The 25,827-nt window shown below is 64.3% G+C and carries 24 protein-coding genes; 14 read left to right on the top strand and 10 right to left on the bottom strand.

Features of this window, described 5'->3' with window-relative positions:
• Positions 1-2: 2 nt before the first annotated feature.
• Both ACE10W_RS25800 and ACE10W_RS25795 read right to left on the bottom strand, forming a co-directional pair.
• Positions 3-503 (bottom strand): DUF3455 domain-containing protein, encoded by a 501-nt coding sequence (locus ACE10W_RS25800; protein WP_028173349.1) that lies wholly within the window; start codon positions 501-503, stop codon positions 3-5.
• Between the two features lie 97 nt (positions 504-600).
• On the bottom strand, positions 601-1,815 hold the full coding sequence (locus tag ACE10W_RS25795; RefSeq protein WP_028173350.1) for an NADP-dependent isocitrate dehydrogenase: 1,215 nt from the start codon (positions 1,813-1,815) through the stop codon (positions 601-603).
• Between the two features lie 337 nt (positions 1,816-2,152).
• On the opposite strand from ACE10W_RS25795, the gene ACE10W_RS25790 reads away from it, so the two are divergent.
• Together ACE10W_RS25790 and ACE10W_RS25785 are read left to right on the top strand one after the other, a co-directional pair.
• The gene (locus tag ACE10W_RS25790) at positions 2,153-3,349 is read left to right on the top strand and encodes a TrmJ/YjtD family RNA methyltransferase (RefSeq protein WP_060908162.1); all 1,197 of its coding nucleotides are present in this window, start codon (positions 2,153-2,155) and stop codon (positions 3,347-3,349) included.
• Positions 3,350-3,510: 161 nt separating this feature from the next.
• Positions 3,511-6,021 (top strand): patatin-like phospholipase family protein, encoded by a 2,511-nt coding sequence (locus tag ACE10W_RS25785; protein ID WP_304547638.1) that lies wholly within the window; start codon positions 3,511-3,513, stop codon positions 6,019-6,021.
• Positions 6,022-6,039: 18 nt separating this feature from the next.
• On the opposite strand, the gene ACE10W_RS25780 is transcribed toward ACE10W_RS25785, so the two are convergent.
• From ACE10W_RS25780 to mddA, 4 genes are all read right to left on the bottom strand, one after another.
• Positions 6,040-6,960, bottom strand: coding sequence for a hypothetical protein (locus ACE10W_RS25780; protein ID WP_028173353.1), 921 nt, complete (start codon positions 6,958-6,960; stop codon positions 6,040-6,042).
• A gap of 321 nt (positions 6,961-7,281) precedes the next feature.
• The gene (locus ACE10W_RS25775; RefSeq protein WP_028173354.1) at positions 7,282-8,034 is read right to left on the bottom strand and encodes a PaaI family thioesterase; all 753 of its coding nucleotides are present in this window, start codon (positions 8,032-8,034) and stop codon (positions 7,282-7,284) included.
• Between the two features lie 32 nt (positions 8,035-8,066).
• Entirely contained in the window at positions 8,067-9,044 is a 978-nt protein-coding gene (locus ACE10W_RS25770) for an NADPH:quinone oxidoreductase family protein (protein ID WP_028173355.1), read from the bottom strand.
• On the bottom strand, positions 9,041-9,820 hold the full coding sequence (gene mddA / locus ACE10W_RS25765) for a methanethiol S-methyltransferase (protein WP_110116541.1): 780 nt from the start codon (positions 9,818-9,820) through the stop codon (positions 9,041-9,043). Before mddA ends, ACE10W_RS25770 begins: the two co-directional genes overlap by 4 nt.
• A gap of 139 nt (positions 9,821-9,959) precedes the next feature.
• Here mddA and ACE10W_RS25760 point away from each other — a divergent pair, with 139 nt between their 5' ends.
• Positions 9,960-11,501, top strand: a complete 1,542-nt coding sequence (locus ACE10W_RS25760; RefSeq protein WP_028173357.1) for an alpha/beta fold hydrolase — start codon at positions 9,960-9,962, stop codon at positions 11,499-11,501.
• Positions 11,502-11,608: 107 nt separating this feature from the next.
• Here the strand turns inward: ACE10W_RS25760 and ACE10W_RS25755 are convergent, their stop codons facing one another.
• The gene (locus tag ACE10W_RS25755) at positions 11,609-12,256 is read right to left on the bottom strand and encodes a TetR/AcrR family transcriptional regulator (RefSeq protein ID WP_028173358.1); all 648 of its coding nucleotides are present in this window, start codon (positions 12,254-12,256) and stop codon (positions 11,609-11,611) included.
• Between the two features lie 247 nt (positions 12,257-12,503).
• On the opposite strand from ACE10W_RS25755, the gene ACE10W_RS25750 reads away from it, so the two are divergent.
• Genes ACE10W_RS25750 through ACE10W_RS25740 form a run of 3 tightly spaced genes read left to right on the top strand, consistent with a single transcriptional unit; the run spans position 12,504 to position 15,142 of the window.
• Positions 12,504-13,046, top strand: coding sequence for an OsmC family protein (locus tag ACE10W_RS25750; RefSeq protein ID WP_011088482.1), 543 nt, complete (start codon positions 12,504-12,506; stop codon positions 13,044-13,046).
• A 35-nt stretch (positions 13,047-13,081) separates the two neighbouring features.
• Positions 13,082-14,215: an acyl-CoA dehydrogenase family protein gene (locus tag ACE10W_RS25745; protein WP_028173359.1), complete on the top strand. Its 1,134-nt coding sequence runs from the start codon at positions 13,082-13,084 to the stop codon at positions 14,213-14,215.
• A 48-nt stretch (positions 14,216-14,263) separates the two neighbouring features.
• A complete protein-coding gene (locus tag ACE10W_RS25740) occupies positions 14,264-15,142 on the top strand; it encodes a sulfurtransferase (RefSeq protein ID WP_028173360.1) in 879 nt (292 codons plus the stop codon).
• Positions 15,143-15,148: 6 nt separating this feature from the next.
• Here ACE10W_RS25740 and ACE10W_RS25735 read toward each other — a convergent pair whose 3' ends face one another.
• On the bottom strand, positions 15,149-17,077 hold the full coding sequence (locus ACE10W_RS25735; protein ID WP_304547634.1) for a sigma 54-interacting transcriptional regulator: 1,929 nt from the start codon (positions 17,075-17,077) through the stop codon (positions 15,149-15,151).
• A 159-nt stretch (positions 17,078-17,236) separates the two neighbouring features.
• Between ACE10W_RS25735 and ACE10W_RS25730 the strand changes: the two genes are divergently transcribed.
• From ACE10W_RS25730 to cynS, 4 genes are all read left to right on the top strand, one after another.
• Positions 17,237-18,616, top strand: a complete 1,380-nt coding sequence (locus ACE10W_RS25730) for a CmpA/NrtA family ABC transporter substrate-binding protein (protein ID WP_053815137.1) — start codon at positions 17,237-17,239, stop codon at positions 18,614-18,616.
• 154 nt (positions 18,617-18,770) lie between these two features.
• Complete coding sequence (gene ntrB / locus ACE10W_RS25725; RefSeq protein ID WP_028173363.1) at positions 18,771-19,610, top strand: nitrate ABC transporter permease; 840 nt, start codon at positions 18,771-18,773, stop codon at positions 19,608-19,610.
• 6 nt (positions 19,611-19,616) lie between these two features.
• Entirely contained in the window at positions 19,617-20,540 is a 924-nt protein-coding gene (locus tag ACE10W_RS25720) for an ABC transporter ATP-binding protein (protein ID WP_028173364.1), read from the top strand.
• Positions 20,541-20,555: 15 nt separating this feature from the next.
• Complete coding sequence (cynS, locus tag ACE10W_RS25715) at positions 20,556-21,044, top strand: cyanase (protein ID WP_011088475.1); 489 nt, start codon at positions 20,556-20,558, stop codon at positions 21,042-21,044.
• Positions 21,045-21,160: 116 nt separating this feature from the next.
• Here the strand turns inward: cynS and ACE10W_RS25710 are convergent, their stop codons facing one another.
• Entirely contained in the window at positions 21,161-21,484 is a 324-nt protein-coding gene (locus tag ACE10W_RS25710; protein WP_011088474.1) for a DUF1476 domain-containing protein, read from the bottom strand.
• A 309-nt stretch (positions 21,485-21,793) separates the two neighbouring features.
• On the opposite strand from ACE10W_RS25710, the gene purC reads away from it, so the two are divergent.
• Both purC and purS read left to right on the top strand, forming a co-directional pair.
• Positions 21,794-22,561 carry a phosphoribosylaminoimidazolesuccinocarboxamide synthase gene (gene purC / locus ACE10W_RS25705; protein WP_008974302.1) on the top strand — a complete coding sequence of 256 codons (768 nt, stop codon included), beginning with the start codon at positions 21,794-21,796 and terminating at the stop codon, positions 22,559-22,561.
• Between the two features lie 13 nt (positions 22,562-22,574).
• Positions 22,575-22,814, top strand: coding sequence for a phosphoribosylformylglycinamidine synthase subunit PurS (gene purS, locus ACE10W_RS25700; RefSeq protein ID WP_014494125.1), 240 nt, complete (start codon positions 22,575-22,577; stop codon positions 22,812-22,814).
• Between the two features lie 155 nt (positions 22,815-22,969).
• On the opposite strand, the gene ACE10W_RS25695 is transcribed toward purS, so the two are convergent.
• A complete protein-coding gene (locus ACE10W_RS25695) occupies positions 22,970-23,986 on the bottom strand; it encodes a magnesium and cobalt transport protein CorA (protein ID WP_028173365.1) in 1,017 nt (338 codons plus the stop codon).
• Between the two features lie 167 nt (positions 23,987-24,153).
• Between ACE10W_RS25695 and purQ the strand changes: the two genes are divergently transcribed.
• Positions 24,154-24,855 carry a phosphoribosylformylglycinamidine synthase subunit PurQ gene (gene purQ / locus ACE10W_RS25690; RefSeq protein WP_028173366.1) on the top strand — a complete coding sequence of 234 codons (702 nt, stop codon included), beginning with the start codon at positions 24,154-24,156 and terminating at the stop codon, positions 24,853-24,855.
• Positions 24,852-25,826, top strand: a complete 975-nt coding sequence (locus ACE10W_RS25685) for a tripartite tricarboxylate transporter substrate binding protein BugD (RefSeq protein ID WP_028173367.1) — start codon at positions 24,852-24,854, stop codon at positions 25,824-25,826. Before purQ ends, ACE10W_RS25685 begins: the two co-directional genes overlap by 4 nt.
• Position 25,827: the final 1 nt, after the last annotated feature.

The raw sequence follows: 25,827 nt of genomic DNA, 5'->3' as shown, positions 1-25,827 counted from the left end.
GGTCAGCCCTTCTTCAGGAAAACATAGTCCGCCGAGTACGGCGCGCTTTTGAACTCGCCGGCCTTGTCGCAAGACCCCTCGAGCTTGCCGCCATGGGTGTTGATGCGCTGGACGGTGGTGACCGGCGTCAGGACGCCGCTGCCGCGGCGGGAGGCGACCTCCAGCTTCAGCCAGGGGATGTCGGCGCCCGTGGCGCCCGGCGCGTTGCCGATGGCCTTGCCGACCACGGCGCTGCTGTCGGCAAGCTCCCAGCTCGGACCGGCATAGTGATGGCCGATCGTCTTGCCCTCGGAGAGAAGCGTCGCGATCGGCTCGCGGAAGGCCCAGGCGAGCTTGCCGTCGGCGCCCGCCTTGCACTCGTAGACCTGCGCACCCTCGGCGTGGACGCTGAGCACGACGGTCTCGCCCGGCGCGGCGATGGCCTCGGGAAGCGTCTCCGCAGCCCCGGCCGGTCCGATCAGGGCCGCGAGCATCAGGGTGGGGGCGGCAAGCTTGCTGAACATGGCGGTCTCCGCAAAGGGTTTCAAAAAACAAACGGGCCGCGCTCAAAGGCGCGGCCCGTGATGATGTCCGGCCCAGTCGGGCGAAATTGCGGTCGGCTTACGCCGCCATCGCCTTGGTGAGGTTCTCCGCGACTTTGTCGAGGAAGCCGGTGGTCGAGAGCCAGCGCTGGTCGGCACCGACCAGCAGCGCGAGGTCCTTGGTCATGTAGCCGGCCTCGACGGTGTCGACGCAGACCTTCTCGAGGGTGTTCGCGAACTTGGCGAGCTCGGCGTTGTTGTCGAGCTTGGCGCGGTGGGCGAGGCCACGGGTCCAGGCGAAGATCGACGCGATCGAGTTGGTCGAGGTCTCCTTGCCCTTCTGGTGCTCGCGGTAGTGGCGGGTCACCGTGCCGTGGGCGGCTTCCGCTTCCACGGTCTTGCCGTCGGGGGTGAGCAGCACCGAGGTCATCAGGCCGAGCGAGCCGTAGCCCTGCGCAACCGTATCGGACTGCACGTCGCCGTCGTAGTTCTTGCAGGCCCAGACATAGCCGCCGGACCATTTCAGGGCCGAGGCCACCATGTCGTCGATCAGGCGGTGCTCGTAGGTCAGGCCCTTGGCCTCGAAGTCCTTCTTGAACTCGCGGTCGTAGATGTCCTGGAAGATGTCCTTGAAGCGACCGTCATAGACCTTGAGGATGGTGTTCTTGGTCGACAGATAGACCGGGTAGTTGCGCAGCAGGCCGTAGTTCAGCGAGGCGCGGGCGAAGTCGATGATGGAGTCGTCGAGATTGTACATCTCCATGGCGACGCCGGCGCCGGGGGCCTTGAACACTTCCTTCTCGATCACGGTGCCGTCCTCGCCGACGAACTTCATCGACAGGGTGCCCTTGCCCGGGAACTTGAAATCGGTGGCGCGGTACTGGTCGCCATAGGCGTGGCGGCCGATGATGATCGGCTTGGTCCAGCCGGGAACCAGGCGCGGCACGTTCTTGCAGATGATCGGCTCGCGGAAGATCACGCCGCCGAGGATGTTGCGGATGGTGCCGTTCGGCGACTTCCACATCTGCTTGAGGTTGAACTCCTTCACCCGGGCCTCGTCAGGGGTGATGGTGGCGCACTTGACGCCGACGCCGACCTTCTTGATGGCCTCGGCGGCGTCGATGGTCACCTGATCGTTGGTGTGGTCGCGGTATTCCATCCCCAGGTCGAAATACATCAGCTCGACATCCAGGAACGGGGTGATCAGCTTGTCCTTGATGTACTGCCAGATGATCCGGGTCATCTCGTCGCCATCGAGTTCGACGACGGGATTGGATACCTTGATTTTTGCCATGATCGGGGAAGCCTCTTGGGAACGGCGCTATTGGCGCGCCACGGGAATATCCGCCGCCTCTTAGCACCGCCGCGCGGCGGGCGAAAGCCAAGGGATTATGCACTTTTAGCTCATCCAGCTTCCCCAGACGGGGGGCGGGGAGCGGCCCGCCGGCGGGGGCCGGCCTGAGGCTTCAGAAGAGATTCAAAAGTCGAATCCAAGTCGTTATTTCCCTTGAGAATTTCGTCAGGACAGGCAAACGACAGGCGGCAGGGCGCGCCGGCTGGCGGCGGGCCTTGAATCAATTCCTGAGAGCGCCTTGCCAAGGCCTTGAGACGAAGAGTGAAAGCGAAACGAGATGTCGGGGACTGACAAGAGCAAGGCGGGTCTTTCCCTCGACGGTCCGATCGTGATCCTGGTCGAGCCGCAGCTTGGCGAAAACATCGGCATGGCCGCGCGCGCCATGGGCAACTTCGCCCTGAGCCGCTTGCGCATCGTCAACCCCCGCGACGGCTGGCCCAACATCGCCGCCCAGCGCGCCGCCGCCGGCGCCGACTATATTCTGGAAAAGGTCGAATTGTTCGACACGGTCGGTGAGGCCGTCGCCGATCTCGACCTGCTGTTCGCCACCACCGCGCGCCCCCATGACCAGGCCAAGCCGGTGGTGGGTCCGGAAGCCGCAGCGGCCGAGATCTCCGGGCACGTCGCGACCGGGGGCAAGGCCGGTATCCTGTTCGGCCGCGAGCGCTGGGGGCTGACCAACGAGGAGGTCGGCCTCGCCAACCGCATCATCACCTTCCCGGTCAATCCGGGCTTTGCCTCGCTCAACCTCGCCCAGGCCGTGCTGCTGATCGGCTATGAATGGTTCAAGCTGGCGACATCCGGCGAGTTGCCACACGCCATGCCGGAGCGCTCCGAGCGCGCCTCACAGCACCAGATGCAGGCCTTCTTCGACAATCTCGTGCGCGAGCTCGACAAGGTCGAGTTCCTGCGGCCGGCCGAGAAGCGCGACACCATGCTGGTCAACCTGCGCAACATCTTCAGCCGGATGGAGCCGACCAAGCAGGACATGCACACCCTCCATGGCGTCGTCATGGCGATCGCGGAGGGGCGCAAGGGCCCGGCCAAGGGCGGCGTGCTCGACGGCGAGCAGGCAACCCGCCTGCGCGCGCTCTTGGCCGAGCACGGCCAGGGCGGCGGTGTCCCCGACAGCGGATCGACCGTGCGCGGGCTCGCCCGCCTGCTCCGCCGCAACCCGACCGATGCCGAGCGGCTGCTCTGGCAGGCCCTGACCCGCGACCGCCGCTTCGCAGGCCAGTTCAAGCGCCAGACCCCGGTCGGCCGCCACATCCCGGACTTCGTCTCGTTCCCGCACCGGATCGCGATCGAGTTGGTGAACCCGGGCGAGGGCGAGACCATCGCGGCGGACCGCGCGGGCCGGCGGACGTGGCTCGAGGCGCGCGACTATCGCGTGCTGGAGATCCGGGCGGCGGATGTGGAGCGGGATCTGGAGAGTGGCCTTACGGTTCTCCAGTCCATGATGTCCAAGACCTGAAGTACCCAAGACTTATCCACCACGGCCCATGCCTCAGCGGGCTGAACTGTTCCGAAATCCAGCTTTTGCCTTTCCGTCCACGGACAAGCGGCTAAGATTGTCGGGCTTGTTCACCTCATTCGCTGGTTGTGGGGGCGCCTGTGCTTTTTCGAAAAAGGAGCTTGACGCAGGCGGGGGCCACAGCGATCGCGCGGCAGCACGAAGCCGCCGTTTTGCAGGATGAACGCGCTGCTGTGGCCGTGGGCCGGAAGAGAGCTGTAACCGGCCCCTGGATTGGGCTCGCGCTGTCAGGGGGAGGCATTCGCTCGGCGACGTTCTGTCTCGGTGCATTGCAAAGATTTGCCAACAGCGGCTTGCTCAAGCATTTCGACTACATATCGAGCGTGTCCGGCGGCGGATATGCCGCATCGGCGGTGCAGTGGAAATGGCATGACGATCCCAACACCGACGCGGGCGCAAACTTTCCCTATGGCAGCGAGCAAACGCAATCTCTTGCAAGTGAAAATGAGAGCCTGAAATATTTGCGCTGGCACGCCAGCTTTCTCGCGCCAGGCGGCGGCATCTCGATCTGGTCGGGAATCGCGGTTCTGCTTCGCACGTTTCTGATCAGCGTTTTCTTCTGGCTGCCACTGGCGATCGCGTTCATGCTGGTCGTATTCGTGGCCACCGGCTTTCACGCCTTCTACGAATCGTACGGGACCATGGGAGAGCTAACCGTCCCAAAACTGGAAGCCATGACCCTGTCGTTGCCATGGATCGGCATCTGCGTTTCGGCGTTTTCCGGTGTCTTCATTTTCGCCATTGTGTTGCTTCTGGCGATTGCGCTGATCGGGACGATATTCCTTGCGATCATCTCGATCCTCATTCCTCCCGAGACCACGGAAAACCGCGGTGACCGCATCGCCCGGGCCGGGCGTTGTGCCGCCGTCGGCATCGCCGGGCTGCTGGTCTCCTACTTCACGTTCGGTCACTTCGGAGCACGTTTCGATCTGGCTACTGTCGATCCCGTCACTTCGGCGTTGTTGATTGCGACCGCCGGATTCGGTCTGTTCGGCGCGTGCGCGATTATTGTCGGCATTCTGCAGCTTTCAGGGATACTGGAGTTCGGCGTCAACTATGCGGTGCGGCGCAAATACGAGCTGGCCGCGACGGTGTGGTTTCCCACCCTGATCGCGTGCCTCACGTTCGGATCTCTTCCCTTTGTGTTCGAGGCAATCGCGGATTCCACCAAGAGCTATCCAACCGGGGGAAAGGCGCTGATCGGAATCTTCACCGTCGCCAGCGGATTTCTTTCCGGTCTTTATGGTCACTTCGTGCAGGCGCAGCGGCTCGCGCCCTCTCTTGCCACCCGCGTCGCGGCCACTTTGGCGGCCGGTGCCTTTCTCTATCTCATACTCGTGATCGCCTATGCTGGAGCGAGATTTCTAATCCAGCCGCAACATCTCACCGCAGACCAGGCACAATATTGCCGCGAGTTTTTCGCTGCGCTCCTGGTGTTTTCAGTTGCCTTTGGATGGTGGAGCAACGTCAACTACCTCGGTCTGCATCGCTTCTATCGCGATCGCCTGATGGAAGCCTTCATGCCGACGATTGAGCAAAAGGCGGCGGATGCGCCAAATTATAGCGATGCGGACCGGTTGCCATTGGCGGCGATATGGCCACCCAAACAGACCAGTCCGCTTCCTTATCCACTGATCAACACCAACGTCATTCTGATCAACGACCTCGATCAGACGGTTGCGCTTCGCGGCGGAGCCAGTTTTCTGTTGAGCCCGTGTTATGTCGGGAGTTTTACAACGGGATGGCTTTCGACATCGGACCACGGCAAGCGACATGGTCCAATGACGCTCGCCTCTGCCATGGCAGCCTCGGGCGCCGCTGCCAACGCGAATGCCGGTTTTATCGGGACCGGCATCACGCGTGATCGGTTGATCTCGACCGTCATGATGCTCTTCAATCTCCGCCTCGGCCTTTGGATTGGCGCTCCCGGCGCATCTCGGGGAACGCCGAACTATTTCTCGCCGGGCCTCAAGTACGGGGTGTTTCGGTCCGGCTATCAGCGCGACAGCGATTTTCTCGAGCTGAGCGACGGAGGGCACTTCGACAATCTGGGAGCCTACGAGCTCATCCGGAGGCGCTGCGATGTGGTGATCGTGCTCGACTCGGAGGAGGACCCGTCAACGGCAATGTCGGCCCTCGCCTCGGTATGTCAGCGAGTGCGCGAAGATTTTGGTGTCATCATCAAGATCGAGGCAGAGGCAGATACCATCGCGCCCGCAGGGGACATGGGCTATCCGGCCGGCGCGAAGTTCGCGAAGAAATCCTACTTCGTGGCCTCGATCGATTATCCTGCCGAGCACCGTGCCGGGATTGCGGACCAAGCGAAGACCGGAACATTCGTTTATCTGAAATCGGGAATGATCAAGCAGCTCAGCTTTTCCACCAAAGGGTACAAGGCCAAATATCCTGATTTCCCGAATCAATCCACTGTCGATCAGTTTTTCGACTCGGCCCAGTTCGAGGCATATCGAGACCTGGGCTGGTCCAGCGTCGAAATGATGGCAAATGCATTTGGGTTGGATGCCGCTGCCACAGCAGACGACTTCGTTCGGCGGTTGACGGGGGCCCCGCCTTTTGCTGCTCCGGCTCCGAGCGCGCCCACTGGTCGATGAGTCGCGCTGCCGGCGCTTCTAAGGCTCCCCTCCGGTTGTCGGACCTAGCCGGATTTCCTTCACTCTGCCGAAGTCGAACCCAACCTGTTTCCTGCGATCGAGATCGTTAACTCGGATCACCTGCGCGGTGCCTCGTGGGCTGATCCGGAAGGGTACGCAAGCGATGCCGGCAACTGTCTGATAGGGCTTGATCTCAACCCGACGCTCCCGCAAATTTTCTCTGTTGGCAGAAGCTGGAGGAACAATCAGGGACGCGACCCACCGAAAGCCCCCCGAGGCCGCTTGCGAAGCCGCGCCGCTGATGCCGTGGTCGACGATATCTGTCACAAACGAAAATTGTGAGCGGTTACTTCGCGCTTCGTAGCTTCCATCGTAACGCTTTTTGTCATCCGTTCGCCTGCATTTCTGGTCACGAGAAGCATAGTCCGTTGCGTCGTAGCCAGTATGGAAGTGTTGCAAGGTAGTGAGGCCAGTGTCGCTCCCGTCCGGGCGCTCCAGGATCTCGCCGCGATCGTAACCCAGGTCGTGATAGGCCTCGTATGCGAGCGTTGAAACGCTGTTCAAATATGAACGCTGGCTTCCACAATTCGAGCCGACGCCGGATCGTCGCAACAAGACGCGGCCATAGTCCGGCCGGTCGGAGGTCAGTTGCGGTCCAAGCCTCGCCGTCTTTATCACGATCGCACCGGCCCGGTCATCGCCGGCCGTCTTGACGACGAAATAGAGAGTTGTCCACTTTCGCTGGGGGGCCTCGAACTCATTCGCGGAAATGACCGGGGTCATCGTTCGACCGTCGAATGCGTACAGCGTGTCATCTTCAAGCGCGGCGGATGCCATGGGACAGACGTAGGTTGGGTTCGCCGGCGCCGAACTGTCGCACAGTAGGAAAAATCCAAACAGGCTGGTCGAAAAGAGCAGAGAGGCTGGGGCAAGACGCATCAGGCACTCCTATCGCATAAGCACTATATTTTTGCAGGCGGCGCATTTCGAAACTGCAGCCGCGAGCGCACCAAAGTGATTTTCGAAGCAATCGCACCGCGCGGCGGAAGCCGCCGTCCGAAGCCCGGACGGCCGGCAGAGTAACACAGGTTGCGGTAGTTAAAAATGCCCGATTGAGGTGTGAACAGCCTCGGACCGCCACGGGCCGTTCGGCGTGGCTTGGTCGCATCGCGTTTGGTTGGCCGAAGTCAGCTCATCGCCGCGGCGCTTTTGCTCTTGAAAAGGTATGGGGCGGGGGCTTCTCCCGTCGCCCGCCGAGCATCACCCGCACCCCAGCTGCACCTCGCGCTCCACCGCAATCCATGTTGCCCGCGCCACGGCCAGCAACCTCCCGTTTTCATCATGCACTGCGGCCTCGGCCGTGCGCTTGCGGCCGTCGCGGCCGGTCGGCCAGGCCGTGATGACGCAGCGGTCGCCGGGGGGCGGCCGGGCCTCGATCCGCGCCGACATCCGTCCCAGCAGGAGCGGCGCCTGGTCGAAGCTGTCGCTCTCCTGATTGTAGTTGCAGGCATAGCCGGTGGGACAATCGAGCGCCGACCAGAGAAATTCGCTCGCGACAAGGCCGTCCTCGGCGGCCAGATTCGGATCCGGTATCCAGCTCGCCGCGAGAACGGCATTCCGCACATCACGCCCGAGCGGTCCGGCGAAAATGCGAAGGCCGTCGCCCTTCGCCCTGGCGGGTCCGCACACGAAGCAGGTCGGCAACGGGTGCTCGTGCGGCTTGACCGGCGTCCGCAGCTCGGCGGCGCGGGCCTCCTCGAAGCTGGCTTTCTCCAGCCGCGCCAGTTCGACATTTGTCGGCCGCCCGGTCGCGACGAGCTTGGCGCCATCGCGGAGCTCCCATGTGCCGTCGTCGGTCGCGACCGCATCGAGCGGCCGGTCCAGCGGCGGCGGTGCGCGCAGCGTCACCTCCGCAGCCCCGGGAATGTGCCGTGCCAGCCGGCCGCAGACATAGCCGCCGTTGCCGGAGTTCGGAGGACCGCAATAGCGCTTGTCAATGATGATCCAGGTCATCAGTCTTGTTCTCTCTTCCTCGTCGGCACACTCTACCTGATCTTGAGGACAATTCGTCCCTGAACCGTGCGATTGGCCACGGCGCGCATGGCGTCCCCGGCCTCCTCCAAAGGGAGGACACGGTCGATATGCGGGCGGATTCGTCCGTCGGCCAACAATTGCATCAGAGTGACGTTCATGCGCGCGGCCTCCGCGGAAAACCTCTCCGCCCAGGCGCCGACGAAGACGCCGATGATGGAATAGTTTTTCAGGAGCGGCAGGTTCATCGGGACCTGTGGAATCTCGCCGCTGGCGAAGCCGATCGGCAGCAGCCGTCCGCCCCATTTCATCAGCCGCGCCATCTGCTCGAAGACCGCGCCGCCGACATTGTCGAAGCCGACGTCGATGCCTTGTCCCGATGTGATCGACTTGATCCGGTCGCGCAGGTCCTCGCTGCGGTAGTTGACGATTTCGCTGGCGCCGTAACCGCGCACCAGGGCGGCCTTGTCATCGGAGCCGACACCGGCGACGACGCGCAGGCCGAAATGGCGGCCGAGGTCCACGGCGGCTAGTCCAACGCCGCCGGCAGCGCCGGTGATGAACACGGTTTCGCCGGCTTGCGCCCGTGCGCGCTCGACCAGCGCATAATAGGCCGTGCCGTAATTGTGAAGCACCGTCGCTGCCGCTTCGAACGCGACGCCGTCGGGCAGACGCACGCTCTTCGATTCCTTCGCGGTCATCCGTTCGGCGTAGCCGCCGGTCCAGCTGCTGCACGCCACCCGATCGCCCGGGGCGAATGCCGTGACCTTGTCGCCGACCGCGACGACGATGCCGGATGCTTCCGTGCCGGGCACGAAGGGGGTCGGCGGCCGCATCTGGTAAAGGCCCGAGACCATTAACTGGTCCATGAAGCTCACGGACGCCGCGTGGACGTCGATGAGAATCTCGTCGCCGGCAGGCCTCGGCTCGTCGATCTTGCTGAGGCGCAAGTCCGCAGGGCCGGTGAACGAGCTGCACAGAACCGCTTTCATCGGGGTGCTCCAACGGGACGAGGCGATTTCCGATCGTCCGTCCGGCGGCGGGCGAAAAGGCGCGGCACCAGCATGGGAACGCGGCGGCGATAGTCCTGGTAGGTCGCGCCGAACTCGGCGATCAGATCCCGCTCCTCGAACTGCAACGCGACCAGGATGTAGGCCGTGTTCGCGAGCGCGAACAGCAAGTGGCCGGCGGTCATCGCGGGCGTCGCCCAGAACGCGAGCAGGAAGCCGAGCATGAGCGGATGCCGCACGATCTTGTAGAGCAGCGGCGTCCTGAAGGATTGACCTGATATCTCGGTCCCGCGGAAGGCGACGAAAGCCTGACGCAGACCGAACAGATCGAAATGGTCGATCATGTGGGTCGAGGCAAACGCGATCAGCCAGCCGAGCCAATGCACGCCGATCAGCAACCAGGCCGCTATTCCGCTCGTTTGCCAGACCGGCGTCGGGATCGGACGCCACTGCCAGAACAGCAGCAGGAGGATCAGGCTGGAGAGCAGTACGTAGGTGCTGCGCTGGCAGGCCAGGGGAAGGAATTTGGCCCACCATCGTTTGAAGGCCGGGCGCGCCATGACGCTGTGCTGGATGGCAAACAGGCTCATCAGCAGCAGGTTGACGAGGATGGCCTCGCCCAAGTTCGTGGGGCTGCCGACGTCGATCGACTTCGGCACGACATAATTGCCGACGAAACCGAGGGCGTAGAGAAATGAGACCGTGAATACGGCATAGCTCACGATGGCGTAGAGCAGGATTGCGAGGCGCGCGAACATGTTTTTTCCTATTGTGCGGACGGCGGCAGTGCCGCATGCAGGAGCCTCAATCGCTCACTGGCGAGCGGGCTCGATCTGACCCGACTGTTATCGCTGGACCGTCCCCTGAGCGTCCCCCGGCCGGGGAGGGAGGATTTCCATGACGGCCTTCTCGCTGGGAACATTTGGCTTCCCCGAGGTCCATGCCGACGACCGCCTGATCAAGCTGGCCTTACGCAAGGGTCTTGCGCTGCTGGTCTATGTCGCGGAGGCCAAGGGTGCTGTGGCGCGGGACGTCGTGGCCACGCTGCTGTGGCCCGAGAGCCCCGGCGAGACCGGACGTGCGCGATTGCGGCGGCTGCTTCACCGCATCGAGCAGACGCTCGGCCAGCCGGTTTTCGAGACTGATCGCGCCAGCGTGCGATGGTCACCCGCGATCGCGCTGAAAGTCGATACGCATCTGTTCGAGAGCGCCTGCGACCGCGGCGACTTTGAGCAGGCCTGCCGGATCTACCGGAGTGACTTCCTCGCCGGCTTCGCGCTGGACGACTGTCCCGAATTCGACGATTGGGCGTTCTTCCGCCGGGAGGCGCTGCGGGGGCGGCTCATGAACGCGCTGGAGCGGCTGGTGCAGGACAAGAACGCCGCGGGCGAGCATTTTGCCGCCACAGTGCACGCGGGACGCCTGGTCGAGCTCGATCCGCTCAGCGAAGTCTATGGCCGCCATCTGATCCGCAGCTTGCTGCTGGCCGGCGACCGAAGCGCGGCCGAGCGGCACCACGCGGCACTGACGCAGCGGCTGCGCGGCGAGCTCGGGGTTGCGCCGGAAGCCGAGACCGAGGCGCTGATGAGTCCCGCGGCGGCAGCGCTTGCCGTTCCGACGACACGCTATGTGAAGGGCGCCGGCGTGCATCTGGCGTATCAGACCTATGGCAGCGGCCCGCTCGATATCCTGGTCATGCCCGGCTTCGTGTCGCATGTGGAGCGCGCCTGGGAGCATCCCGCGAGCCGGACGTTTCTGGCGTCGTTGATGAAGCTCGGGCGGCTGATCGTGTTCGATCGTCGCGGCATCGGGCTGTCCGACCGGGTCGGATCGGCCCCTGGCATCGACGTCACCGCGGAGGATATCGGCACTGTCCTGCGCGCGGCGAATGCGCGCCGCGTCGTGCTGTTCGGCGCATCCGAGTGCGGGCCGGCCTGCATCAAATTTGCGGTCGATGAGCCGCGCCTCGTGGCCGGGCTCATCCTGTTCGGCGCCCTGGCCAAGGGCTGCTGGTCGCAGGACTATCCGCATGCGCTGCGCGCCAGCCAGTATGACGCCTGGCGCCAGCAGCTCGTCGCGCAATGGGGCGGTCCGGTCGGGATCGAAACTTTTGCGCCGAGCCTGGCTCGTGATGCCCAGGCGCGCGCCTGGTGGGCGGGGCTGCTGCGCGCGGCCTCCAGTCCCGGCGGCATCTCCGCGGTGCTGGAGGCGTTTCGCGACGCCGACGTGCGGCATCTCCTGGCGCAGATCGCCGTGCCGACGCTCGTGTTGCACCGGCGGGGCGACCGGGCGGTGCGGATCGCGGCCGGCCGCGACATCGCGAGCCGGATCAGCGGCGCGGAGTTCGTCGAGCTCGACGGCAACGATCACTGGTTCTTTGCCGGCGATCAGCAGCCGGTGCTGGCGGCGATCGGGGGATTTATGAAACGGACATTGTAGGGTGGGCAAAGCGAAGCGTGCCCACCATCTCGATCAACAAGGTCGAGAAGATCTGGTGGGCGCAGCGCTTTGCGCCTTTTGCGCACCCTACGGGATCATGGCGAGGCTTACACCGCCTCTAACTGATCCGCGGCGCGCTTCTTCTTCGTTCTGGACTGGCCGAGCAGGGGGCCGGCCGTGAGCGCGGCCGTATCCGCCACGCCCGGGTCGCGCGAGATCATCGCCGCGACGATCGCGCCGTCGATGATGAGGCCGAGCTGGTGCGCGAGCACTGCGGGCTCGCTCGAACCGAGCTCGCCGGCGAGCTTCTCGATGTGGCCGAGCACGATCTTCTTGTGCTTCAGCGCGATGTTGCGGAATTGTTTTGCGTCCTTGTCGTGCTCGCCGACGGCGTTGATGAACGGGCAGCCGTAGAAGCGCTCCTCGGCGAACCAGCTCTTCAGCGCCGGGAAGATGCGCGTGAGTTTTGCCTGCGCGTCGCCGCCGCCTTGCTCCATGGCGCCGATGAACCATTCGCGCCACTGCTTGCCTTCGCTCTCCAGCACCGCGTTGACGAGGTTGGTCTTGGAGCCGAACAATTTATAGAGCGTGGTCTTGGCCGTGCCGGCTTCCTCGATGATCGCGTCGATGCCGGTGGCGTTGATGCCGTTCTTGCAGAACAGATGCGTCGCGGCGCTCAAGAGGCGCCCGCGCGCGGATTCGTCTTCGCCGGCACCGGCGTGGGGCGAGTTCTTCTTCGATGACGTCTTTGCCATGAGTCCAAACTTACCCGCAGCGACGCCGCATCAGCAAGCCGCATCTGTTCCGCGCTGAAAAGATTCGCAAAGCGCAACCCATCTGCATCGCCTTTGAGCATGGGGCGGCTGATCAATCCGCAGGCAGCGCCGGCTAAGCGGCTCCAATGCTTCGCCTTTTGTTTTTGGCCGCCTCTGGCACGCTCCATGCAAGGAAACAGACCGTTCGGTATCCTGCCGATTTCCTCGGCTGCCAGGGAGAAAACTGATGACTGCCGTCGTTCAAAAGACCGTGCTGACGGGTTGCCTCGCGCCCATCGACAAGAATGGCCTCGAGCAACTGATCGCGAGCGGCAAGGCCAATCCGAAGGTCGTCAAGACCTTGAAATGCAAGACGGTCGCGGAAGGAAAATTCCGCCACGCCAACTACATCCGCAATCTGCAGCCCTACATCGTCGACGAGCCGCCGGGCCTTCTGGGTGACGATACCGCGCCCAATCCGTCGGAAGCCTCGCTCGCCGCGCTCGGCTCCTGCCTTGCGGTCGGCCTGCACGCCAACGCCGTGCATCGCGGCTGGATCGTCAACAAGCTCGAGCTCGAGCTCGAGGGCGACCTCAACATCACGGCCGTGTGGGGCACCGGCGATGTCTCCGACAAGCCCGTTGGCTTCACCGACGTGCGCGTCAAGGTCGACATGGAGTGCGAGGGCATCTCGCAGGACGAGATCAACGCGCTGGTCGCCCATGTGAAGAAATGGTCGCCGGTCGCCAACACCTTCACCCGTCCGGTCAATCTCGAGGTCGGCATCTAGGCTGACGGCAACAGGACAAGGTGCGGGAGGCGATCATGGGTTCACTGGCTTTATCGCGGGTCGACGTTTTGGATCAGCCCGCACCGTCCATTGCAGGCGAGGTGGCGCGGATCGCGCGCGAGCAGCTCGCGCCGCTCGCCGCCGGTATCGACGACGGCTCGGTCTATCCGGCCGAGGTGCTGCGCGAATTCGGCGCCGTCGGCGCGTGGGGCAGTCACATGCCGCACGAAGGTCCCGCGGATTTGCGCTGCGCCATCCAGGCGATGGCAGCGATCGGCGAGGTCTGCGGCGCGACGGCGTTCATGGCCTGGTGCCAGAACACGCTGGTCTGGTACGCCGCCAACTCCACCAATATGAAGCTCGCGAGGCGCTTCGGCGATGCCTTCTCGACCGGCCGGGTGCTCGGCGGCACCGGGCTCTCCAATCCGATGAAGAGCTTCTTCGGCATCGAGAAGCTCAAGCTGAAAGGGCGGAAGGTCGAGGGCGGCTACATCGTCCGCGGCGCGCTGCCCTGGGTCTCCAATCTCGGCCCCGATCATTATTTCGGCACCATCTTCCAGTGCGAGGACGATCAGGGCATCGCAAGTGGCGAGCCCGGGACTGTGATGTTTCTGGCCGACTGCTCCGATCCCGCCATCACACTCACGCCATGCAAGCCGTTCCTCGCCATGGACGGCACCGGCACCTATGGCGTGCAGTTCCGCGACGTCTTCGTGCCGGATGAGCTGATCCTCGCCGATCCCGCAGGTCCCTTCGTCAAGAAGATCCGCGCCGGCTTCATCCTGCTCCAGGCCGGCATGGCGCTCGGCCTCATCCGCGACTGCATCAACATCATGGACGAGGTCGGCGGTCCCCTCGGGCACATCAACCGCTATTTGCCGCAGCAGCCGGTGCATTTCGGTGACCTCGCCGCCGAGCTCGAGGCGGAGACCATGGCGCTGGCGCGCGATCCCTACAACGCGGAGGAGACCTATTGGCGCAAGGTGATTGCGCTGCGCCTGCGTGCCGGCGAGGCCAGCGTCGCCGCGGCGCATGCGGCGATGCTGCATTGTGGCGCGCGCGGCTATCTCAAAAGCCACCGCGCGCAGCGACGCCTGCGCGAGGCCTATTTCGTCGCGATCGTCACACCTGCCACCAAGCAGTTGCGCAAGATGCTCGCCGATTCCTGATCTTTGCGAGTCCACCCGAAGACCCCCAACCTCAACGGAGAGGCTGCCATGACTGACGTTCTGATCACTGCCGTCGAACTCGCCGATCTCTTGAAGCTAGAGCCGTGTGTCGTCATCGACACCCGCAATCCCGATGCCTACGCCGCCGGCCATCTGCCCAATGCCGTGAACGTGCACGAGATCTTCACGTTCCTCGCGACCTCGACGCCTGAGGGCATGACTGAACTGAAGACGAAATTCGCCGATGCGTTCGGCGGCGCCGGTCTCTCCGGCAAGGAGACGGCCGTGATCTACGAGCAGTCGATGAACTCGGGCTTCGGCCAGTCCTGCCGCGGCTATTACCTGCTCACCATGCTCGGCTATCCCAAGGTGAAGGTGCTGCATGGCGGCTTCGATGCGTGGTCGGCCGCGGGCTTCCCGGTGACGAAGGACGTGCCGACGCCGGCGAAGGCGTCGTTCGCGATCGTGCCTGAGGCGGGCGAGATCCTGATCGATGCGAAGACGATGCTTGGCGCCGTCGGCAAGCCCGGCATCGCCATCCTCGACGTGCGCGATGTCGACGAGTGGATCGGCGACAGCTCGTCTCCTTATGGAAAGGATTTCTGCCCGCGCAAGGGCCGCATCCCCGGCGCGGTGTGGCTGGAATGGTACCGCATGATGAAGCCGACCGCCGAAGGCCCGCGCTTCAAGTCCAAGGACGAGATCCTGGCCGAATGCGCCACCGTCGGCATCTCGCAGACGACGCCGGTCTATCTCTACTGCTTCAAGGGGGCGCGGGCCTCGAACACGTTTCTGGCGCTGAAGAACGCCGGCGTGAAGGACGTGCGGATGTATTTCGGCTCCTGGAACGAATGGTCGCGCGATCCCTCGCTGCCGATCGAGCAGGGGCTGCCGATCGCATCCGAGGTGACGACCAAGGCGGCGTGAGCGTCGCTAACCGAAGGCCCGCGGACGGGGCGCGATCCCGAGCGCCTTGATCCGCGAGGCCAGCGTGGTCGGCTTGATATCCAGCATTTCCGCCGCGCCGCCGGGGCCGAACACCTTTCCCGCGCAGGCCTCGAGCGCGGCGAGAATATTGGCGCGCTCGTGGTCGCGCATCTCCGCTGACGTCATCACCGCCGGACGCGCATCGGCCTTCTGGCGCGCGGTGCCGGCCGGAGCTGGCGTGCCGGAGGTATCAGGCAGGTCGATGCGCAGGCGGCCGTTCTGCGACAGGATCGCGGCGCGCTCGATCACGTTCTGCAATTCGCGGACATTGCCGGGCCAGTCGTAGCGCGTGAGCCGCCGCGCATCGCCTTCCGACAGGCGCAAATTCGATTTCAGCGCCTTGCCCTCGCGCGTCAGAAAATGCTGGGCGAGCAGGGGAATGTCCTCGCGCCGCTCGCGCAAGGGCACCGTCTCGATCGGAAACACGTTGAGGCGGAAATAGAGGTCCTCGCGAAAACGTCCGCGCTGGACCTCCTGCTTGAGGTCGCGGTTGGTCGCGGCGATGACGCGGACGTCGACCGCGCGGGTGCGCTCCTGGCCGACGCGCTCGAAATTGCCTTCCTGCAACACGCGCAGCAGCTTGCCCTGCAATTCGAGCGGGATCTCGCCGACCTCGTCGAGGAACAGCGTGCCGCCGTCGGCGAGCTCGAACCGGCCGATGCGGTCGCGCGTCGCGCCGGTGAAGGCGCCGCGGACATGGCCGAAGAACTCGCTCTCGAACAATTCGCGCGGGATCGCGGCGCAGTTGACGCGGATCAGCGGCCGGTCGCTGCGGGTGGAATCCTCGTGGATGGCGCGGGCGATCAGCTCCTTGCCGGTGCCGGACTCGCCGGTGATCATCACCGCCGCGGTGGTCGGCGCCACCAGCTTGACCTGCCGCAGCGTCTTCTGGATCGCCTCGCTCTGGCCGATGATGCCGCGCGGGTTGGTCTCGATGCGGATTTCTTCCTGGAGATAGGCGTTCTCGAGCTCGAGCCGCTCACGCAGGCGGTCGACCTCGGTGAGGGCTGCGTGCAGCTTCTCGTCGGCCTCGCGGCGCTGGCTGACGTCGCGAAACACCACGACGGCGCCGACCACGACGCCGCGGTCGCGGATCGGGGTGGAGGTGTATTCGACCCAGGCCGGCGAGCCGTCCTTGCGCCAAAACACCTCGCCGTCAACCTGATGCACGGCGCCGTCGCGGAACGCCGCGTAGATCGGACAGTCATGGTTGTGATAGTGCCGGCCATCGTGATGGGTGTGGTGCACGATGGGGTGGATCTCCTTGCCGACCAGCTCCTCGGCGGTCCAGCCCAGCATGCGTTCGGCCGCGGGATTGACGAAGGTGGTCTTGCCTTCCGCGTTCACGCCATAGATGCCTTCGCCGGCGGCGCGCAGGATCAGCTGGTTCTCGCGCTCGATGTCCTGGAACACCCGCTCGACCCGCTGCCAGGTCGAGATGCCGCTGCGCATGTGGTCTTCGGCGGCGGCATCGACATTGCGGCGCCGGCGCGCGTCGAGATCGGTCAGTGTGAGCTGCACCAGCGTGCGGCCGTCATGGGGCAGCACGCAGCCGGCATATTCCAGCCGGAGATTTTGCCCGGTGGCATGGCGGGGGGTGAGCACCGTGGTCCAATAGGCGCCCTTGTGCAGCACGGCCTGGGTGAACACGGTCAGGGCCGGAAGCTCGCCGGCGTGCAGGGTGCTCGCCCTGGTCTGCCGCAGCAGCGCGCGGTCGTAGCCGAGCAGGGCGCAGGCGGCCGGATTGGCATCGATGATCTGGTCGGCATAGGGGTCGACCAGCAGCGTGGCCTCGACCGAGGACTCGAACGCGGCGACGCGCGGATCGATCGCCTCGGCGGTATCATCGGAAACGAGCATTGGCGTCGTTGCCATCACGAAATCTCGTAATTGAACTACGAATTATCGTGTATCACGAATTCTCGTAGCAGCAAAGCGTGACCAAAAGTGCTGCGTCATCAAGGCACTGGACGGCCGAAAGGTGGTGGCATGCTCCTTGCGTAATTGCTCCTGCAATGACGCGCAGGAGGTCCGATGTCCACGTTCGACAATCCGTTTGATCCCGATCGCAACCTTCGAGCCGGCTGTGCCTGTGGCCAGCATCAATCCGCGGCGGAGCACGAGCAGGCCACGGCGTTGCGCTGCGCGCAGATCGAGAGCGAGGAGAAGCGCTACGAGGGCGTCGTCGCCTCCGCCGTGATGCGCGCGATGTTTCCGCAGGATGTGGCGCGGCGCGCCTTCCTGAAATCGGTCGGTGCGTCCACGGCACTGGCGGCGCTGTCGCAGTTCTTCCCGCTTCAGACCGCGACCGAGGTCTTCGCGCAGGCCGGCACGCCGGAGAAGAAGGACCTCAAGGTCGGCTTCATTCCGATCACCTGCGCCACGCCGATCATCATGGCGGCGCCGATGGGCTTCTATGCCAAGCACGGCCTCAACGTCGAAGTGGTCAAGACCGCCGGCTGGGCCGTGATCCGCGACAAGACCATCAACAAGGAATACGACGCCGCGCACATGCTGGCGCCGATGCCGATCGCGATCTCGCTGGGGCTTGGCGCCAATGCGATTCCATTTGCTGTCCCCGCGATCGAGAACATCAACGGGCAGGGCATCGTGCTGGCGACCAAGCACAAGGACAAGCGCGATCCGAAGGACTGGAAGGGCCTCAAGTTCGCGATCCCCTTCGATTACTCCATGCACAATTATCTGCTGCGCTACTATCTCGCCGAGCACGGACTCGACCCCGATACCGACGTGCAGCTGCGCTCGGTGCCGCCGCCGGAGATGGTCGCGAACCTCCGCGCCGACAACATCGACGGCTTCCTCGCGCCCGACAACATTTGCCAGCGCGCGATCTATGACGGCGTCGGCTTCATGCACCTGCTCTCGAAGGAGATCTGGGACGGCCATCCCTGCTGCAGCTTTGCCGCCAGCCGCGAATTCATCACGACGGCGCCGAACAGCTTTGCCGCGCTGACGCGCGCCATCGTCGATGCCACCGCCTACGCGTCGAAGGCGGAGAACCGCAAGCAGATCGCGGAGGCCATCGCGCCCGCCAACTACATCAACGCGCCGGTCACGGTGCTGGAGCAGGTCCTGACCGGCACCTATGCCGACGGCCTCGGCGGCGTGAAGACCGACGCCAAGCGCGTCGATTTCGATCCATTCCCCTGGCAGTCGTTTGCGGTGTGGATGCTGACGCAGATGAAGCGCTGGGGCCAGATCAAGGGCGACGTCGACTACAAGGCGGTGGCCGAGCAGGTGTATCTGGCGACGGATACCAAGAAGCTGATGACCGAGATGGGCCTGTCGCCGCCGGCAACCGCCTACAAGTCGTTCGCGGTGATGGGCAAGACTTTCGATCCGGCAAAGCCCGAGGATTACCTCGCGAGCTTCAAGATCAGGAAGGCGTCGTGATGGGCCGTGCGCTCTCTTCACCTCTCCCCGCTTGCGGGGAGAGGTCGATCGCGAAGCGATCGGGTGAGGGAGACTCTCCGCGAGTCCAACTCTCACCTCCCTTGCGGAGGGCCCCCCTCACCCCAACCCTCTCCCCGCAAGCGGGGAGAGGGAGATGAGCACCAACCTCCGCCTCCGCGCCGGCCTCGTCTCGATCGTGCTGCTGGCCGCGTTCCTCGGCATCTGGCATCTCGCCACGCGCTCGACCGCGCCGGTCGCGACGATGAGTCCGGAATATGCCAAGCTGATGGGCCTGACTGCGACGCAGGGCAAATCCGCCATGCCCGGGCCGCTCGATGTCGGCGCCAAGCTGTGGGAGCACCTGAAGCGGCCGTTCTACGACAACGGGCCCAACGACAAGGGGCTCGGCATCCAGCTTGCCTATTCGATCGCGCGGGTCGGCACCGGTTATCTGCTCGCCGTGCTCGTCGCCATTCCACTCGGCTTTTTGATCGGCATGTCGCCGCTGCTGAGCAAGGCGCTCGATCCTTTCATCCAGGTCTTGAAGCCGATCTCGCCGCTCGCCTGGATGCCGCTCGCGCTCTACACCATCAAGGATTCGTCGATTTCGGCAATCTTCGTGATCTTCATCTGCTCGATCTGGCCGATGCTGCTCAATACCGTGTTTGGCGTTGCCAGCGTGCGCAAGGAATGGATCAACGTCGCGCGCACGCTCGAGGTCGGCACCATCAGGCGCGCCTTCACGGTGATCCTCCCCGCAGCGGCGCCGACGATCCTGACCGGCATGCGCATCTCCATCGGCATCGCCTGGCTCGTGATCGTCGCGGCCGAAATGCTCGTCGGCGGCACCGGCATCGGCTACTTCGTCTGGAACGAGTGGAACAACCTCTCGATCACCAACGTCATCATAGCGATCCTCTTGATCGGGATCGTCGGCATGCTGCTCGACCAGATCCTCGCGCGCTTCACGCGCATGGTCACGTTTCCGGAGTAGGGGCCGATGACCGACAAATTCATCTCCATCGAAGGCATCGCAAAACGCTATCCGGGTGCGGGCGGTGCCGCGACCACCGTGTTCGAGAATCTCTGGCTGTCGATGCCGCGCGGCGAGTTCTGCTGCGTGATCGGCCATTCCGGCTGCGGCAAGACCACCGTGCTCAACATTCTCGCCGGCCTCGATGCGCCGAGCGAGGGTGCGGTTATCGTGGACGGGCAGGCGATCTCGGGCACCAGCCTCGACCGCGCTGTGATCTTCCAGAGCCACGCGCTGCTGCCCTGGCGCACCGTGCTCGGCAACGTCGCCTATGCCGTGAGCTCGAAATGGCGGAGCTGGGATCGGGCGAAGGTCAAGGCGCATGCGCAAACCTTCATCGATCTCGTGGGCCTGACGGGCTCGGAGCACAAGCGTCCCTCGGAACTCTCCGGCGGCATGAAGCAGCGCGTCGGTATTGCCCGTGCGCTCTCGATCACGCCGAAAATGATGCTGATGGACGAGCCGTTCTCGGCGCTGGACGCGCTGACGCGCGGCACGCTTCAGGACGAGGTGCGGCGCATCTGTCTGGAGACCGGGCAGACCGCGTTCATGATCACCCACGACGTGGACGAGGCGATCTATCTCGCCGACAAGATCTTCCTGATGACCAACGGGCCCGGCGCGGTGCTGGCCGAGGTCGTTGAAAATCCGCTGCCGAAGGATCGCGGCCGCACCGATCTGCATCGCCATCCTCTGTACTATGCGCTGCGCAACCACATCATCGATTTCCTGGTGACGCGCAGCAAGACATTCGCGGCCGAGAAGCCCGATCACGATCCGCGCAACGTGCCCGTGGTGCATATCGGCAAGCCCGGACTGACGGTCGCAACTGGCGGCGAAGAGCAACGACAGACTTGGACACCCGGGACCAGTCCCGGACTCACTGCCTAAAAAGGAGATCCTGACATGAAACGCGAAGACCTCACCGAGAAGCTGCTCGACATCAAGCGCGAGAAGGGCTGGAGCTGGAAATACATTTGCGAGCAGATCGGCGGCTATGCGGAGGTGCTGATCGTCGGCGCGATCCTCGGCCAGATGAAACTGACGAAACCCCAGGCCGCCAACGCCGGCGAGCTGTTCGGCCTGTCGAAGGCCGAGACCGCGATGCTCAACGAGGTGCCGATGCGCGGCACTGGCACGCCGATGCCGCCGACCGATCCCTTGATCTACCGCTTCTACGAGATGGTGATGGTGAACGGCCCGGCCTGGAAGGCGCTGATCGAGGAGGAATTCGGCGACGGCATCATGTCGGCGATCGACTTCGACATGGGGATCGAGCGCGTCGCCAACCCCAAGGGCGACCGCGTCAAGATCACCATGAGCGGCAAGTTCCTGCCGTACAAATATTACGGCGCCAGCGGCAACGTGCCGGAGTATGGCTTCAAGGAGGGGTGACCTCCCGCTCCGTCATGCCGGGACGATGCGAAGCATCGGACCCGGAATCTCGAGATTCCGGGTTCGGTCCTCACGGACCGCCCCGGAATGACTGCCAGTGTGGGACGCGCGCGGCGCTACTTCCCCGCTTTCACCTCGGCCGCGGCCACAGCGAGCAACTCGCTCATCTTGGCGCGAATCGCCTGCTCGGTGACGACGACGCTCTTGGTGGCGAAATCGGCCATGAGCTTGCGCAGGACGTCGGCGTCGCCGGCCTCCTCGAAATCGGCCGCGACCACCTCCTTGGCGTAGGCCGTGGCGGCCTCGCCGGTGATTCCGAGCTTTTCCGCGGCCCATAGCCCGAGCAGCCGGTTGCGGCGGGCCTCCGCCTTGAACTTCTGCTCCTCGTCGAGGGCGAACTTCTTCTCAAAGCCTTCCTCGCGCTTGTTGATCTCGCTCATGCCTTTTCCAATTCCCTGCTGACTGGACCCGGCGGCCCTCGTTGCGACAGCCCCGGCGCATGCCTAGATAAGGAGCACGAATCGGCAAAACAACGAGCCGTTAAGCCGCAGGCAAAACGGTATAAGTTGGTGCCGGACGGCCGGATCGATTGTGCTCGGACAGCCAATCGGATAGGTTGCCTAAAGGCTTGGTTCCCGTTCTGTTTCTACGGGTTCCCGGCCGTTCACGGCAGCTCCGCTGTGGGTCGTAATCCTAGTCAACCGGAGCACACCAAATTCATGGATTTCAACAAAACACGGTACATCCCAATGAGCCGTCGGCGTCGCATTTATGAAGGCAAGGCAAAGGTTCTTTACGAAGGCCCGGAGCCCGGTACCCTGATCCAGCACTTCAAGGATGACGCCACCGCGTTCAATGCGAAAAAGCATCAGGTGATCGAGGGCAAGGGTGTCCTCAACAACCGGATCTCGGAGTACCTGTTTCAGCACCTCAACGACATCGGGGTGCCGACCCACTTCATCCGCCGCCTCAACATGCGCGAGCAGTTGATTCGCGAGGTCGAGATCGTGCCGCTGGAAGTGGTGGTGCGGAACGTTGCCGCCGGCTCGCTGTCGCAGCGCCTCGGCATCGAGGAGGGCACGCAGCTGCCCCGTTCGATCATCGAATTCTACTACAAGAACGACCAGCTCAACGACCCCATGGTGTCGGAAGAGCACATCACCGCCTTCGGCTGGGCGACGCCCCAGGAGATCGACGACATCATGGCGCTCGCCATCCGCGTCAACGACTTCCTCACCGGCCTCTTCCTCGGCATCGGCATCCGCTTGGTCGACTTCAAGATGGAGTGCGGGCGGCTGTTCGAGAACGAGATGATGCGGATCATCGTCGCCGACGAGATCTCGCCGGATTCCTGCCGCCTGTGGGACATCAAGTCGAACGAGAAGCTCGACAAGGATCGTTTCCGCCGGGATCTCGGCGGGCTGCTGGAGGCCTATACCGAAGTTGCAAAGCGCCTCGGCATCCTCATGGAGAACGAGCGTCCGGCGGGCTCCGGCCCGGTGCTGGTGAAGAGCTAAAGGGGTTTTCGACGTGAAGGCACGTGTCACCGTTACCTTGAAAACGGGCATCCTCGATCCGCAAGGCAAGGCCATCGAAGGCGCGCTGAAGTCGCTCGGCGTCGACGGCGTCGCCAGCGTCCGCCAGGGCAAGGTGTTCGACATCGAGCTCGCCGGCGCCGACAAGGCCAAGGCAGAGGCGGCGCTGAAGGAGGCCGCCGACAAGCTGCTGGCGAACACCGTGATCGAGAATTACCGGGTCGAGATCGTTTAGCCCTGCCTTGTCGCCCCTCATGGTGAGGAGGCGCGAAAAGCGCCGTCTCAAACCATGCAGGCCCGGCTCTCGCACCTTGGCCTTCATCCTTCGAGACGCGCGCAGAGGGCGCGCTCCTCAGGATGAGGAGCTACATTGGTCGTGTACGTTCGCGCTCACAGCCACCCGACGCGGCGGAAGCGCCAGTACAATCCGAGGCAGGCGAGCGCCATCAATCCCAACACGATGAAGTAGCCGTATTCCAGCTGTAGCTCCGGGATGTACTTGAAGTTCATCCCGTAGATGCCGGCGACTGCGGTCGGGACGGCCAGGATCGCGAGCCACGAGGCGAGCTTCTTGGAGACCGCCGTCTCCTGCGCCTGGCCCACCAGCAGGCTCGCTTCGAAGGCGAAGGCCAGCACCTCGCGCATGGAATCGATGCGCTCCTGGATGTTCCTGACGTGGTCGGTGACGTCGCGGAACAGCGGTTGCATTGTCGCGCGCACCATCGCCAGCTCGTCATGCTCCAGACGGCGGCAGACCTCCACCAGCGGGCCGATCGCATTCCTGAGCCGCAGCAGGTCGCGGCGCAGCATGTAGAGCCGCTCGATCTGCGCCTTGCTGATCGGCTTGGAGAGCACGTCGTCCTCGATGCCCTCGACCTCGTCGTGGATGCTCTCGAGCACCGGCGAGTAGTTGTCGACGATGAAATCGAGGATGGCGTAGAGGATGTAGTCCTCGCCGCGCGCGAGCGCCCGCGGGCAGCTTTCGCAGCGCTCGCGTACCGGCGTGTAGGAGGTCGAGGCGCCATGGCGCACCGAGACCAGATAGCCTTCGCCGACGAAAATGTGCGTCTCGCCGAAGGCGATCCGGCCCTCGATCAGCTGCGCCGTCCGCGCCACGATGAACAGGGCCTCGCCGTATTGCTCGATCTTGGGCCGCTGGTGGGCGTGGGCGGCGTCCTCGATCGCGAGATCGTGCAGGTCGAACTGCTTCTGCACGGCGCCGAGCAGGGCCGTGTCCGGCTCGTGCAGCCCGATCCAGACCACGTGGCCGGGCTTGGCCCGCCAGCTCGAGGCCTCGCTGATGGCGATGTTGGCGACGCGCCGGCCGTCGACATAGGCACCCGCGGCGACGACGCCCTCAGTGGACACCGGCTGGGAGGAGGATGCAGGCAGCGACGGGACGTTCATGGCTGCAATCCCGGGCAAAATCGTCAGGCAAAAGCGCCGTGGCTATGGCCTGTGTACAAGGCCGTCCGGCGAGGCTAGCACTGGTAAAATCCCCGTCAAATGGCTATGTCTCTGCACGAATTGGCCCTTCGGCCAGCCCGATTCCCGTCACCGTCGGAACCCCTGCCATGAAAGCCGCCATCCTCGTCTTTCCCGGAATCAACCGCGAGCGTGACATGGCGCGCGCGCTGAGGCTGATCTCGGGCAGCGAGCCCGCGATGGTCTGGCACGCCGAGACGTCGCTGCCTGCGGGCACCGATCTCGTGGTCGTGCCGGGTGGGTTCTCCTATGGCGATTACCTGCGCTGTGGCGCAATCGCCGCGCGTGCGCCGGTGATGGACGCGGTGCGCGATTATGCGGCGAAGGGCGGCCTCGTGCTCGGCGTCTGCAACGGCTTTCAGATCCTCTGCGAATCCGGCCTCTTGCCGGGCGTGCTGATGCGCAATGCGCGGCTGAAATTCATCTGCCGCGACGTGCATCTGCGCGTCGAGCGTTCCGACACGCCGTTCACCCGTGGCTACAATGCCGGCCAGGTGATCCGCGTGCCCGTCGCCCATGGCGAGGGCAATTACGAGGCGGACGAAGAGACCATCAAGCGCATCGAAGGCGAGGGGCGGGTGCTCTATCGCTACTGCTCGGCCGAGGGCGTGGTCGACGAGGCCGCCAACATCAACGGCGCGGCGCATTCGATCGCCGGCATCGTCAACGACAAGGGCAATGTGCTCGGCATGATGCCGCATCCGGAAAACCACGTCGAAGACATCATGGGCTGCACTGACGGCCGCGGCCTGTTCGCCGGTCTCGCCCAGCATCTGGAAAAGGCCGCGTGATTTCACCCGTGTTGAAGCGGCTGTCGGTCGCTGCCGCCGTCGCTGCGTTCGCTACGGCCGCGTTCGCCCAGGATTTCCCCAAGCGTCCGATCACCATGATCGTGCCGTTCGCGGCCGGCGGCACCTCGGACGTGATCGCGCGCACCGTCGCCGAGCAAATGAGCGTCGCGCTCGGCCAGACCATCGTGATCGAGAACGTTGCGGGTGCCGGCGGTTCGACCGCGCTGGCGCGCGCCTCACGCGCCGAGCCCGACGGCTACACGATTGCGATCGGCAATGCCGGCACCAATGCCGCAACCTACACGATCTATCCGAAGCTGCCGTTTACGCCGGACTCCTTCGTGCCGATCGCGATGGTGGCGAAGACGTTCGGCATCATCGCCGTGCGCAAGGATTTTCCGGCGAAGGACCTCAAGGAGTTCATCGCCTACGCCAGGGCCAATCCGGCCAAGATCAATCTCGGCCATGCCGGCGTCGGCTCCTCGAACTATTTGATCTGCAAGAGCTTCGTCACCGCCGCCGGGATCGACGCGACGCTGGTCGGCTATCGCGGCGCAGCCCCTGCGCTGACCGATGCGATCGGCAGCCAGATCGACGGCGTCTGCGACGCGGCGGCCTCGGTCTCGCAGTCGATCAACGAGAAGCTGGTGAGGGGACTCGTGGTCGGCTCGACCGTACGGCTCGCGACGTTGCCGGACCTGCCGACGTCGTCTGAAGCCGGGCTGCCGGAGTTCGAGGCGCAGGGCTGGAACGGCCTGTTCGCGCCCAAGGGCACGCCGCCGGCCGTCATCGCCAGGCTGAATGCGGCGGCGCGCACCGCGGTCGAGACCGATGCGGTGAAGAAGCGCTTTGCCGACCTGTCGACCGTCGCGCCCGACGACAACGAGCATACGCCGGAGCTGCTTCAGCAACTGGTGACGCGCGACGTCGAGAAATACCGGAAGATGCTGGCGGACGACGCCAAGCAATAGC

It is taken from the genome of Bradyrhizobium sp. B025, from assembly GCF_042257955.1.
GTDB classification, from domain to species: domain Bacteria; phylum Pseudomonadota; class Alphaproteobacteria; order Rhizobiales; family Xanthobacteraceae; genus Bradyrhizobium; species Bradyrhizobium diazoefficiens.
This window is presented reverse-complemented; position numbering and strand designations above follow the sequence as displayed.